The sequence below is a fragment of the Alteromonas sp. BZK5 genome (assembly GCF_014349115.1).
GTDB lineage: Bacteria > Pseudomonadota > Gammaproteobacteria > Enterobacterales > Alteromonadaceae > Alteromonas > Alteromonas macleodii.
Map to the genome: position 1 here is coordinate 25,310 of NZ_JACSOE010000004.1, position 13,105 is coordinate 38,414.

The 13,105-nt window shown below is 45.7% G+C and carries 10 protein-coding genes; 6 read left to right on the top strand and 4 right to left on the bottom strand.

Annotation, left to right across the window (positions count from 1 at the left end; genetic code table 11):
• Positions 1-12: 12 nt before the first annotated feature.
• Complete coding sequence (locus BIZ39_RS02125; protein ID WP_187446230.1) at positions 13-2,436, bottom strand: TIM-barrel domain-containing protein; 2,424 nt, start codon at positions 2,434-2,436, stop codon at positions 13-15.
• 282 nt (positions 2,437-2,718) lie between these two features.
• Here BIZ39_RS02125 and BIZ39_RS02130 point away from each other — a divergent pair, with 282 nt between their 5' ends.
• Complete coding sequence (locus BIZ39_RS02130; RefSeq protein WP_187446231.1) at positions 2,719-3,210, top strand: hypothetical protein; 492 nt, start codon at positions 2,719-2,721, stop codon at positions 3,208-3,210.
• Positions 3,211-3,347: 137 nt separating this feature from the next.
• Here BIZ39_RS02130 and BIZ39_RS02135 read toward each other — a convergent pair whose 3' ends face one another.
• From BIZ39_RS02135 to hslR, 3 genes are all read right to left on the bottom strand, one after another.
• Positions 3,348-4,910 (bottom strand): phosphoenolpyruvate carboxykinase, encoded by a 1,563-nt coding sequence (locus BIZ39_RS02135; RefSeq protein WP_187446232.1) that lies wholly within the window; start codon positions 4,908-4,910, stop codon positions 3,348-3,350.
• Positions 4,911-5,356: 446 nt separating this feature from the next.
• On the bottom strand, positions 5,357-6,247 hold the full coding sequence (hslO, locus tag BIZ39_RS02140) for an Hsp33 family molecular chaperone HslO (protein ID WP_187446233.1): 891 nt from the start codon (positions 6,245-6,247) through the stop codon (positions 5,357-5,359).
• Positions 6,248-6,270: 23 nt separating this feature from the next.
• On the bottom strand, positions 6,271-6,675 hold the full coding sequence (hslR, locus tag BIZ39_RS02145) for a ribosome-associated heat shock protein Hsp15 (protein WP_061096187.1): 405 nt from the start codon (positions 6,673-6,675) through the stop codon (positions 6,271-6,273).
• Between the two features lie 129 nt (positions 6,676-6,804).
• On the opposite strand from hslR, the gene gspC reads away from it, so the two are divergent.
• From gspC to gspG, 5 genes are all read left to right on the top strand, one after another.
• Positions 6,805-7,722: a type II secretion system protein GspC gene (gene gspC, locus BIZ39_RS02150; RefSeq protein ID WP_061486815.1), complete on the top strand. Its 918-nt coding sequence runs from the start codon at positions 6,805-6,807 to the stop codon at positions 7,720-7,722.
• A gap of 98 nt (positions 7,723-7,820) precedes the next feature.
• Positions 7,821-9,872 (top strand): type II secretion system secretin GspD, encoded by a 2,052-nt coding sequence (gene gspD, locus BIZ39_RS02155; RefSeq protein ID WP_081106123.1) that lies wholly within the window; start codon positions 7,821-7,823, stop codon positions 9,870-9,872.
• Position 9,873: 1 nt separating this feature from the next.
• Positions 9,874-11,439 (top strand): type II secretion system ATPase GspE, encoded by a 1,566-nt coding sequence (gspE, locus tag BIZ39_RS02160; protein ID WP_275445276.1) that lies wholly within the window; start codon positions 9,874-9,876, stop codon positions 11,437-11,439.
• Positions 11,440-12,666, top strand: a complete 1,227-nt coding sequence (gene gspF / locus BIZ39_RS02165) for a type II secretion system inner membrane protein GspF (protein ID WP_014977774.1) — start codon at positions 11,440-11,442, stop codon at positions 12,664-12,666. It abuts the gene before it with no gap.
• Positions 12,666-13,103, top strand: coding sequence for a type II secretion system major pseudopilin GspG (gspG, locus tag BIZ39_RS02170; RefSeq protein WP_014951309.1), 438 nt, complete (start codon positions 12,666-12,668; stop codon positions 13,101-13,103). Before gspF ends, gspG begins: the two co-directional genes overlap by 1 nt.
• Positions 13,104-13,105 lie beyond the last annotated feature (2 nt).

Consider the following 13,105-nt stretch of genomic DNA (forward strand, 5'->3'; position numbering starts at 1 on the left):
AGCCCTTAATTATCACATAATCACTACCTTTACAGATTGCTGATAATCGCAAGAAATTGCAAGTGAAAGCGTTTTCCCTTTTTCATCCCACATTACAGATACGCTCCTGCCATCAAGTAAAACGCTCTGTGGTTTTTCGCTTAAACCATGCACGATGTAAGTGATATCTCGCTGCTTAGGCATACCTATATAGCTACCTTCACTATCAAGCGTCAGGGTTAATGCGGCCTTATCGTCTACTGACGCATTAAGAAGTAGCTTTGTATATAAGCCTTTTTTGACAGACGCTGGATTTTTGCCGTCATCCTCGTAATAAGTATATGAAGATGAATTCACTGAATTGTCATGCCAGTAATGCATTTCTATTTTACGGCTATCAAACTGCTCTGTGCGGCTAAGCCCTTTAGTCATTGGCATAAAGCTTCCTGCTTTTACCCACACCGGGAAATTATCTTGGCTTAGCGGGTAGTTAACGGTTTGACCACCTTGGTATTTTGTATCAGAGAAAAAATCAAACCATACGCCTTCAGGCAACTTGGTCGGCCACACCGTTTGGTTAGCGCTAGTCACAGGCGAAACTAATAGCCCATCGCCCCACAGATAACTGTCTGCATTTTCAAACCAATCGCTTTCACCGTACGCCATAGCTAACGGGCGCATTAATGGCTTGCCATAAAGCGCATTTTCAAAGGCAAGTGAGTAGTTATAAGGCAGCATGTCGTAGCGAAGTTGGATAAACTTGCGCGCAATAGACTTTACCGGATCGGCGTGGAAAATTGGCTCTGGCGCAATATTATCTTGAGCATGAGGCCTAAATACTGGTGAAAAAGTACCGAACTGAAGCCATCTTGTATAAAGCTCAGGATCAAAGGTTTCGCCTCCAGCAAACCCACCTAAGTCGGAATGGGTATACGCCATTCCAAAAACACTCATTTGAAGTGCTAACTCTACCTGAGGTTTAAGTCCGCCCCAGCTTCGGCTTACGTCCCCAGTCCACGGCACCATACCGTAGCGTTGGCTGCCCAAAAAGCCTGAGCGCATCAGCACGAACGGACGTGTGTCAGGCTGTAGTGCAGTCAAATTGTTATACACGGTTTTCGCCCACTGGTGACCATAGGCATTGTGCACTTCAGCGCCGCTTACTTTTGTAGACTGCCACATGTGCTGAATGTCATCAGGGTGCACTTCAGGCTCGCCCAAGTCGCCCCACCAGCCAGCAACGCCCTGTGCAGCAAGCTTTTCATAGTATTGCCAAAACCAATCTTGACCCGCTTCACTGAACACATCGACAAGGCCGGTATTGCCAAAATAAAAATCGAAGGTATACGGCGCACCATCATCGTTTTGAGCAAGGGCATTATTGGCAACGGCGCTTTCCCATTGTTTTGACGTGGTAAGAATAAAAGGCTCTGTTATCAGCACGGTTTTCACGTCTTGAGCGCGTAGCTCACTAATCATTTTCTCGGGTTCAGGGAAAGTGGCGGCGTCCCAGCTTAGATTCCCCATGTGCCCCTTAATGTCTTTGCCAAACCAATATAAATCGAGCACTACGGCATCAACGGGAATATCTTGCGTATTAAAGGCATCGACAACATCCATCACCTCATTTTGAGATTTATAGCCAAATCGAGACGCAAAGTTACCCAGCAGCCAACGCGGCGGAAGCGGCTGTTTTCCCGTAACTGCTACGGTATTCGTAACCGTGTCTTCTAAATTTTCACCCAACACCATGATGTAGCTAGCACGGCCGCCTTGTGCCTTAAATAGCAACTCGTCGCTGTTCGTTTTGCCAATATCTAGCTCACCAGAAGCGGTGTTATCGAACAATACGCTGTAATTTTTTGACGACATCACAGCCGACAAGCCAAAGTACATCTGATTTGAAGACGTGGTGTAACCATAGTGTGCTTTGTTATATAGCGGCATGCTATGACCACGACGATCCATACCTAAAACGCGCTGGCCGCCACCGTAGAGTTTTTCGTTTTCATCTAACGCAAACGACAGGCTGACGCCGTTACTGGAAATACTTAGTCCGCCTTGTTCTTTCGCGACAATTTTGCCGTTAACAGAATAGCTGATAGCGTGCGTTGATTTATCGACATGTGCAGAAATATTATTCAATTTTAAGGTAAGCGTTGTTGCGGTTTCTTCTAGCTCAACATCGCCTGCGATATTTTTTGTAACTGCACTCGTGGCTTCCTCAGGAAGTGCCATAGAAGGTAGGTTTGCGTAGGGCGCACCTTTGCCATCGGTAAGATAGGTTACCTGAAAACTGTTGTTACGCAGCGCCTTTATCTTAAAATCATTAGTATCCGTATCAATGGTAAGCGTTGCGTTTTCAAGTGTTGCTGTTTGAACGTCCGCTAGCGTATTTGCCGAAAAGAGTGCAAAACCCGCACATGCCAGTGATACACGCAGTTGCCTGTCTATCATACTTAAAACCTTTTTTATGCTTCGATGCGAAGCGCGCTTAATTAAAGCCTACTTGTGTACGGTGGATGATAGCCAGTGCATTGCACAACTTAAATAAACATACGTATTCATAATGTTAAATTTGTTAACAACAATTGCTTTATTAATGATTATCTCTTTGGCTCACTTACTGATATAAAAAGATGTATAAACAGGGAGTCTATTAATCATTGGAGAATACTTCGTTATGCCTTATGCGCCGATGCCAACCTTTCCTAATAAAGTTAATCTAAAGCGAAATGAATGATGCGATGGATGTTATTTGGTGTCATTACATCTTTATTTGGGTTTTATTGCTTTGTCAGATTATTTCAACCTAGCGCATTTATTCATGTTGGAGATAATAACGTCGCTTTAGCGACAGTATTTATTGACTCCAGTTGGGACATCCAACAATCGGGATTTGATCGCGAAGAGTTATTTGAGGTTGTCAGTAAACATAACCTCCCACAAGGTGTTGTGTATTTACATGTCCCAGTTATTTATGATGCTCAAAACAAATTAACTCCACCACCAAACAACAAACAAAGAGAGATTCGTATTTTTGATACTTCGCTGCTTATCGAAACTGCTCCTCTAGATCCATTTGGCGTGCCTTACACCCTAAGGCTTATCTCTATTGATAAACGAAATTATTGGATAAGAGATAGTCATATGGACAGCGAATTTTTTCAGTACAAGGCCGACATCAACTTTACTCCAGTATCCACAAATTGGTTTAGCTCAATGCTCTAACATTAAAGGTGCCATTAAATCAGCTAGTTCTTGAAAGCCTAATAATACCAATCCGCATAAAAAAGCCCGCAACACGGTGCGGGCAAAACATCAATCACGTTGAGTGTGATGAACGTTGGGAAGGGGCGAACGGGGTACTAGTTACCCGGCCCGGCTTTAACGATAGCGTCGCTAACGTCATATTTTTCAAAATTCTGTTTAAAGTCGTTAACTAAGTTAGCGGCGTATTCGTTGTACTTCTCTTTGTCTGCCCACGTGTTTTGTGGCACAAGCAAATTGCTGTCTACACCGTCTATTGCCACTGGCACATCTAGGTTTAACGCGTCAATGTGCTGAGTTTCAACGTCAGCCAAGTTACCCGATACAATCGCATCGATGATGGCGCGCGTAGTAGGGATATCAAAACGGCTACCTGTGCCGTAAGGGCCGCCTGTCCAACCGGTATTAACCAAGTAAACCTTAGCGCCAAACGCTTTAACACGCTTAATCAGAAGCTCTGCATACACGCCTGCTGGACGTGGGAAGAAAGGCGCACCAAAACAAGTTGAGAAGGTTGATTCAATATCGCTAGTAGAGCCAATCTCAGTAGAGCCTACTTTCGCTGTGTAACCGCTTAGGAAGTGATACGCCGCAGCTTCTTCACTTAACACTGAAACAGGAGGCAACACGCCACTTACGTCACAGGTCAAAAATACAACCGAGCGAGGTTCGCCGCCTCGGTTTTCAGCAACGCGCTTTTCAATGTGTGAAAGCGGATAGGCCGCACGTGAGTTTTGGGTTAACGACGTGTCGGTATAGTCTGGCGTGCGTGTTTCATCAAGTACTACGTTTTCTAGGATGGTACCAAACTTGATAGCATTCCAAATTACTGGCTCGTTCTTTTGAGATAGGTCGATACATTTAGCGTAGCAACCGCCTTCAATATTAAATACGCTACCTGGTGCCCAGCCGTGCTCGTCGTCACCAATCAAGAAGCGCTTAGGATCGGCTGAAAGCGTAGTTTTGCCAGTACCTGAAAGACCAAAGAACAAGGTCACATCGCCTTCTTCACCCACGTTGGCTGAACAGTGCATAGGTAGCACGTCTTTTGCCGGAAGCAGGAAGTTTTGCACGGAGAACATGGCTTTTTTCATTTCACCTGCGTAACGCATGCCTGCAATCAACACACGCTTTTTAGCGAAGTTGATGATAACTGTGCCATCACTGTTTGTGCCGTCACGCTCTGGCTCACAAGTGAAACCAGGTACGTTTAAGATTTGCCAAGGCTGGTCGCCTTTAACATTCCATTGTTCAGGAATAATAAAAAGGTTGCGAGCAAAAACGTGCTGCCACGCGGTTTGCGTTCTTACTTCAAGCGACAAAGCATGTTCAGGGTCTGAGCCCACTTGAAGGTGTGAAAGAAAGTGTTCTTGGGTAGACAGGTAGGCTTCAACGCGGTCCCACAGCGCATCAAATTTGTCAGCGTCAAAAGGCTTGTTCACCTTGCCCCAATCGATCTCATTTTCGGTTGTTGACTCTTTAACGATAAATCTATCATTTGGAGAGCGACCGGTTCGTTTTCCGGTCTCAACGACAAGCGCCCCGTTTTTGTCAAGGACACCTTCGCCGCGCTTTACGGCGCGCTCGATAAGTTCTGCATTTGGCAGATCGGTGAGTGGCGTTACTTTCAGATCCGTTTGAATTGAGGCTGCTGCGGTCATGGCTGTTACCCTATATGTAATTTTTCAAAAGCACTTTCAAAAAAGTATCACCTCTTCGAGTGTAATGTAAACAAGGTCTAGCGCGCATTTATAAAACACATACTCACTATTTCTCATATGTTAATTTCTTAAATATTGTAAATTAATTACAAGGAAAGCCTTTTCCTTGGATATAAATGCAAAAATAGGGCGTAGAAAACCTATATTGATCGATGAATTTCAAAATAAAAAATGACAATTTTTTTTAGAAAGTGAAGGTGAAAATTTTCACCACAACAGGAAGAAAAGGAAAATAGGATGATGTAGGAAAGTTAAACACTTACTACTGGGCATTTTTTAACCACAAGTGAAGTGTTGGAAAAATGAACCTATCTAGACGGTGAGAGATTCAGAAACAAAAAAGCACCTTCAAAAGAAGGTGCTTTAACACAGCAGTAAACAAGTAGTTACTGATTTGAAGACGGTGCGTCGAAGTTGCCGCTGTGAATAGCCTCTACGTCGATACTATCGAAGCGATATTCGGTATGACAATACTGGCAGTTCATTTTGATCGCACCTTCTTCAGCTATAATTGCGTGAAGCTCAGACTTCTCAACGTGACGAAGTGCTTCTGCGCTGCGCTCCTTCGAGCATGAGCAGGCAAAGGTTACGTCCTTCGCTGGATACACTTCCACGTCTTCTTGGTGGTAAAGACGATATAAAATGTTTTCAACCGACAACGTAAACATCTCTTCTTTGGTCAACGTTTGAGTAAGTTTAGAGATATGAGCAAACTCATTGGCTTGCGACACATCAGTAGCGCTAGCATCAGTCGGTAAGACCTGAAGTAACACACCCGACGCTTTCGCGTTTTTAGGGTCGGTCATTAGGTGCACGCTGGTCGCTAGCTGCTCTGACTGAGCAAAGTAGCCTTCAATACATTCAGCTAAAGAAGGCTTATCTAATGCAACAACGCCTTGATAACGCTCGCCTTCATCTGGTGTGATAGTAATGACCAATACCGCTTGAGACAATAACTCTGAAAACGTTTCTGGCAATGTTTCTAATGTCTCGTCCCAGCGCGCCACACCGCGAAGCGTTTGTTCGTGAGTGGCGTTTAACACCGCGTAACTTACTGGGCCTTTGCTTTGAATTTGAAGAGAAATTTCACCTTTAAACTTAAGCGTTGCCGTTAACAATGACGTCGCTGCCGCCATTTCACTTAGCAATGTTTGAATTTGCACAGGGTATTCATAGCTGTGCACAATTTGCTTTAAGCTCTCATCAAGACGAACCAATTCGCCACGAACGTTAGCTTGGGTAAATAAGAAGCGGTGTAATTTATCGAAATCGCTCATAACTAATCCTGTTGAGCAGCCTACTATTGCTGCTTAAATTTAATAATCTGTCGTCGCTGCTTTTTATCAGGTCTATGATCTGGTTTAGGGCTGTGAAAGGCGTTCATTTTGCGCGCCATTTGGTTTTCTTCACGTTTTGTTACACTTTCAATCGTCTCTTCAAAAAGCGCCTGCGCCAAAGGCGCGCTCAAACGCTTGTCACTTAAGCCTAGCACCTTAATTTCACGATTATCCCATCCTGAGGGAACTTTAATCATGGCGCCAAGCTCTACATGCTTACCAGGTTTGGCCCTTTGCCCGTTGTACTGGACTTTTCCCGACTGCACCATGTCTCTTGCTATTGCGCGGGTCTTAAAGAACCTTGCAGCCCATAGCCACTTGTCCAGCCTGACATTTTGTGTTGTATTGTTGCTATCCGATTGGCTCATGTAATATTTTCGTAATGGTGTGGCTTTAGTGTTGTGACCCTCACCTTTACTAGGCTATTATGGGTTTGCTAAAGCGCGGTTAACCAAAAATTCACTATATTATAATAAAGCAGTACCATCAGTGGCAGCATGACATTCAATAAACCCAACCCACAATCTCTGGTTGTTTATCTGAACCAGCATCAAAAACAGCTACATACCATCGTAGTGGTTCTGCTCAGCCTGTATTTAATTGCATTTGCTGCCAAACTCGTGTGGCGAATTATACCCGAACCTCAACTATCTGCGACACCCACAGTAAGCCGTGCTCCGGTTATTTCTTCGTCGTCAGGCCAAAATGGGGTCAACATTGCCAAAATACAACAGTTGAATCTGTTTGGTAATGCAGCGGCTAAACCCGCGGAACCGGTAGCCGAAGTTACTGACGCGCCAGAGACACGCTTAAATTTGACCCTGACCGGCGTTGTTGCCAGTTCAGAGCAGGAAGCGGGCACCGCTATTATAGAAAATCGCGGCAGCCAAGCAGTATATGGTTTAGGTGAAAAGATTGAAGACACCAACGCCACGTTGCAAAAGGTGTATAACGATCGCGTTATTATTAAGAACGGGGTAAGAAACGAAACCCTGATGCTTGACGGAATTGATTACGATGAAGCTAATCGTCGCCGTGAAATGCAAGCGAGAAACCGACCTGAGCCGCAGGAAGAGGAAGAAGATACAGTTGAGCTTAGCGAAGAAGCGCTAGAAGCAACCGCTGCTCTGCGAGAACGCCCCGCTAACTTCACAGACTTTATTTCAATATCGCCAAAAACCGAAGAAGGCCAGCTTATTGGTTATCAAGTAAGTCCTGGCAAAGAGCCTGAACTATTTAAATCGGCAGGGCTTCAGGCTGGCGATGTCATTACACAAATTAACGGGCTAGACCTTACCGACTTGCAGCAATCGCAAGAGGCACTGTCTGAGCTACGCAATGCACAAACAATAGAATTAACGATTATTCGAGATGGCAGCTTAACCACGCTTTACCTAGATTTACCCGAGTCTTAATACCACTAACGGTAGCAGCGCTATATTGTCGCTAGGTAAGCAAAATAACAATTAAAGCAAATCGGTCATCGACAAGTTAGGAAATGAAGGACGTTAGAATGAAAAGGCGCACTAGCCAAAAACTATTATCTCGCTTGAGCACAGCCATGTGCACGGCGCTTCTGTGTTTCTCGGTGACAGCCGCTGAGTACATGCCTAATTTCAAAGATACCGACATTAACGAGTTCATTAATATCGTTGGTAAAAATCTAGAGCGCACTATTATTGTCGACCCCAACGTACGTGGGAAAATAAGCGTACGCAGCTACGACATGCTCGATGAAGATCAGTATTACCAGTTTTTCCTAAACGTACTTCAAGTGTATGACTTCGCCGTTGTAGAAATGCCTAGCGGTATTTTGAAAGTGGTTCGCTCTAAAGACGCCAAAACATCGAACATTCCAGTAGTGGAAGGCGCTAACCGCGACGGCGACGAAATGATCACTCGCGTTGTTCCTGTGTATAACGTACCGGTACGTGAACTTGCGCCTATTTTACGCCAGCTAAATGACCAAGCGGGCGGCGGTAACGTAGTTAGCCACGACCCATCAAATGTGATGATGCTAACCGGCCGTGCAGCGGTAGTGAACCGACTGGTAGAAATTATCGAGCGCGTGGACCGTGCCGGTGACGAAGAAGTTGAAATCGTTAAACTTCGCTATGCGTCAGCATCAGAAATGGTGCGCATTATTGACAGTATTAATAAGTCACAAGGTAAAGCCAATACTGGTACTAAGTCTGAGCCTCGCGTAGTGGCAGACGACAGAACTAACTCAGTTATTGTAAGCGGTGATATTAAAGCGCGTCAGCGTCTTATTAACCTTATTCAGCGCATGGACCAAGAGCTTGAGTCAAACGGCAATACCCGCGTGCTGTTTCTTAACTACGCTAAAGCGGAAGATTTAGTAAAAGTATTGCAGGGCGTATCTGCAAGCATTCAAGCTGAAGAGCAAGGTGGTGGCACTACGTCACGTCGAGCTGGCTCTAACCGTGAAATCAGCATTGATGCGCACGAAGATTCTAATGCCATTGTTATAACTGCAGAGCCAGACATGATGCGCTCGCTAGAAGAAGTGGTGCGTCAACTGGATATTCGCCGTGCACAGGTACAAGTTGAAGCCATTATCGTTGAAGTTTTTGAAGGCGACGGCAACACATTAGGTGTGCAATGGGTGTCAGAAGAGGGCGGTGGTACACAGTTCAATAATGGTGTTATAGGCGTCGGTTCATTAGCTGTGGCACTACGACAGGCCGAAGATAGAGAGACCACGCAAACCAACATCACTGCCAACGGTGAAGTGGTAGAAACAACGGACACGATAGAAGGCGACTTCACTGCTCTTGCAAGCTTACTTGGCGGTGCAAACGGCCTGATTGCTGGCGTTATCGAAAATGGCTGGGGCGCAGTGGTACAGGCGGTAAGCACTGATACCAATTCAAATATTCTTGCCACACCTCACCTAACTACCATGGATAACGAAGAAGCGTTTTTCATTGTGGGTCAGGAAGTACCGATTATTACCGGTACGACAACCGGCTCGAACAACTCTAACCCGTTCCAAACGGTGGATCGTCAAGAAGTGGGCATTAAACTTAAAGTTACGCCGCAAATTAACGAAGGCGATGCCGTTCAGCTTCTTATTGAACAAGAAGTGTCTAGCGTTAGCGGTGCGACATCAGTAGACATCTCTATCAACAAGCGCGAAATCAAAACCACAGTGATTGTTGACGATGGTGGTACTATCGTACTAGGCGGCTTGATTGACGAAGACGTACAAGAAAGTGTGTCTAAAGTGCCACTTTTAGGCGATATCCCTGTTCTTGGTCATCTTTTCAAGACGACGTCTACAAGCAAGCGTAAGCGTAACTTGATGGTGTTCTTGAAACCGACCATTGTCCGTGACGGTGCAACCATGAACACAATCAGCCATCGCAAATACAATTACATTCGTGCACTGCAGCTAAAACGCCAGCAAGAAGGTGTATCGCTAATGCCTTACGAAGAAACCCCGACTATTCCACAATGGGATGATGCGCTAGCGTTGCCACCTTCATTCGAAGAGTACCTTTCTGAGAAAGAGAAGCAGAAACAAGAAGAAGGTAACGACTAGCATGGCAGGGCAGGACGAACAAATTACTCAGGCATTAGAGGCGCAAGAAGAAGCCTTAGAAGCCATGGGTAAAGACGCAGGTTTGCCTGAAGAGGAGGCCGGTTCAAGACAGCTTTCTTTTAGCTTTGCGAAGCGCAATCAGGTATTGCTGGAAACCAATGAAACCCCTGCGGTTTTGTATTTTACAGAGAATACGCCGTTTGATGTATTCGCTGAAGTGCGACGTTTCTACGGCGAGCCCTTTGTGCCGAAAACTATTCCTGCCAATGAATTTGAAAGCCTGCTTACCAGTGCGTTTCAACGCGATAGCTCTGCGGCTAAACAGCTAATGGAAGACCTTGGCAACGAGAGTGATTTGTTCGCTCTTGCTGAAGACTTGCCTGACACTGAAGACCTGTTAGACAGTGAAGACGATGCGCCTATTATTAAGCTTATCAACGCCATGTTGGGCGAGGCGATTAAAGAAGGTGCATCAGATATTCACATTGAAACCTTTGAAAACCAGCTTGTGGTTCGCTTCAGGGTAGACGGCGTGTTACGCGAAATTTTGCGCCCGAATCGCAAACTTTCTTCCATGCTGGTATCGCGTATTAAAGTTATGGCGAAGTTAGATATCGCCGAGAAACGCGTGCCTCAAGATGGCCGTATTACATTGCGTATTGCTGGGCGAGCAGTAGACGTGCGTGTTTCGACCATGCCTTCAAGCCACGGCGAGCGTGTGGTATTGCGTCTACTGGATAAAAACAATGCGCGCTTAAATCTAGAAGATTTAGGCATGACGCTGCAAAACCGTAATCACTTTTCGTCTCTTATTCGAAAACCTCACGGCATTATTTTGGTTACCGGCCCAACGGGCTCGGGTAAAAGTACCACCTTGTATGCAGGGTTAACCGAGATAAACTCGCGAGACAGAAACATTTTAACCGTTGAAGATCCTATTGAGTTCGATCTTCCGGGCATCGGACAAACACAGGTTAATCCCCGTGTAGATATGACTTTTGCCAGAGGCCTTCGCGCTATTTTGCGTCAAGACCCCGATGTAGTGATGGTGGGTGAGATTCGTGATATCGAAACGGCGCAAATTGCTGTTCAAGCCAGTTTAACCGGTCACTTAGTACTCTCTACTCTGCATACCAATACGGCAGCGGGCGCGATCACCCGTTTAGAAGACATGGGTATTGAGCCATTCCTGTTGTCTTCGAGCTTATTGGCCGTCTTGTCACAGCGACTCGTTCGTACCCTGTGCCCAGATTGCAAAAAGCCACATACGCCTGACGCTTCTGAGCTTGAAGTATTAGGGCAAAACGCCACAAGCGAGACCACTATCTACAAGCCTCATGGCTGCGCCGCGTGTAATCAAACCGGATATCGCGGTCGTACCGGTATTCACGAGCTATTGTTGGTAGATGAAAAAGTGCGCGAGATGATGCACGAAGGTGTAGGTGAGCAAGCCATTGAACGCTACATCAGAAAGACGACACCAAGCATTCGTGAAGATGGCTGTAGTAAAGTGCTGGCGGGCGCTACCTCACTTGAAGAAGTGCTTCGAGTAACGAGGGAAGACTAAATGGCGGCATTCGCTTTTAAGGCGGTTAATGCCCGCGGTAAAAATACAAATGGCGTACTTGAAGGTGATAATGCACGCCAGGTTCGCCAACAACTGCGCGAAAAAGGGTTAATTCCCTTAGAAGTAGAGCAGGTCGCAGAGCGCGCACAAAGCGAAGGCAAAGGCCTGTCGTTTTCTTTATTTAAACCCCGTATTTCAGCATCAGATTTAGCGCTACTCACGCGTCAGCTCGCCACTCTTGTCGAATCGGCCCTTCCCGTTGAAGAAGCACTGCTTGCCGTAGCCGAGCAGTGTGAAAAGCCTCGTCAGAAAAACATGATGATGGCAGTACGCAGTAAAGTGGTAGAAGGTCACGGACTTGCCGATGCATTGGGTCAATTTCCCAGTGTGTTTGACGAGCTATACCGTGCGATGGTCGCAGCAGGGGAAAAATCCGGTCACCTTGATACCGTGCTTAACCGCCTTGCTGACTACACAGAACGCAGACAACAAACCCGCAGCCAAATTACTCAGGCGATGATTTATCCATCGCTAATGCTGTTTTTTGCAATGGGTATCGTGTTGCTATTGTTAACGGTGGTAGTGCCCAAAATTGTGGGGCAGTTCGATCACATGGGGCAAGACCTCCCGGCCATTACCCAGTTTCTAATTTCTGTCAGTACCTGGCTGCAAAATTACGGCTTATTTATGCTTATTGGTATTGCCGTGCTTGTTGTCATTATTCAGCGCGTGCTGCAGCAAAAGCACATGAAGCTACGCTACCACAGAGCGCTGTTAACCTTGCCGTTAATTGGCCGGGTGTCTCGCGGGCTCAATACCGCGCGTTTTGCACGTACCTTAAGTATTTTAAGTGCCAGTGCGGTTCCACTACTAGAAGCTATGCGTATTTCAGGTGATGTGCTGGAAAATCAGCATATTAAAAACCAAGTGGCAGATGCAGCCATTAACGTTAAAGAAGGCAGCAGCCTGCGGGCGGCACTAGATAACACAAAAATGTTTCCACCAATGATGATGCATATGATTGCGTCTGGTGAAAAATCGGGTGAGCTACAGCAAATGCTAGCTCGCGCCGCAGATAATCAAGATAGGGAATTTGAAGCGCTTATTGGTGTCTCACTTAAGGTATTTGAACCCTTACTTATTGTATCGATGGCAGGCATTGTTCTGTTTATCGTTATGGCAATATTGCAACCAATTTTAGCATTGAACAACATGGTGAATATTTAATGAAAACACTTAATCGCAGTTCTGGTTTCAGTTTGATTGAAGTCATGGTCGTACTTCTAATCATCGGTATTATGGCGTCTATGGTGGCACCGCAAATCTTGGGTAACCAAGAAGAAGCGCAGCTTAAAAAAGCGGCGGTAGACATCCAGCAAATGGAAAGCGCGCTTGAGATGTATAAGCTGCGTAACAACCGCTTTCCAACCACAGAACAGGGACTAGAAGCGCTAGTTACCGCACCAACTATCGACCCAATTCCACGTAATTACCCTGAAGGTGGTTTCATTAAACGCCTGCCTGAAGATCCGTGGGGCAATCCATATGCACTAATTAGCCCGGGAGAACTTGGCGTAGTTGATATTTTCTCTAATGGTCCAGACGGCGAACCGGGTACTGATGATGACATTGGTAACTGGAACATTAACGAATACCTGAACTAACC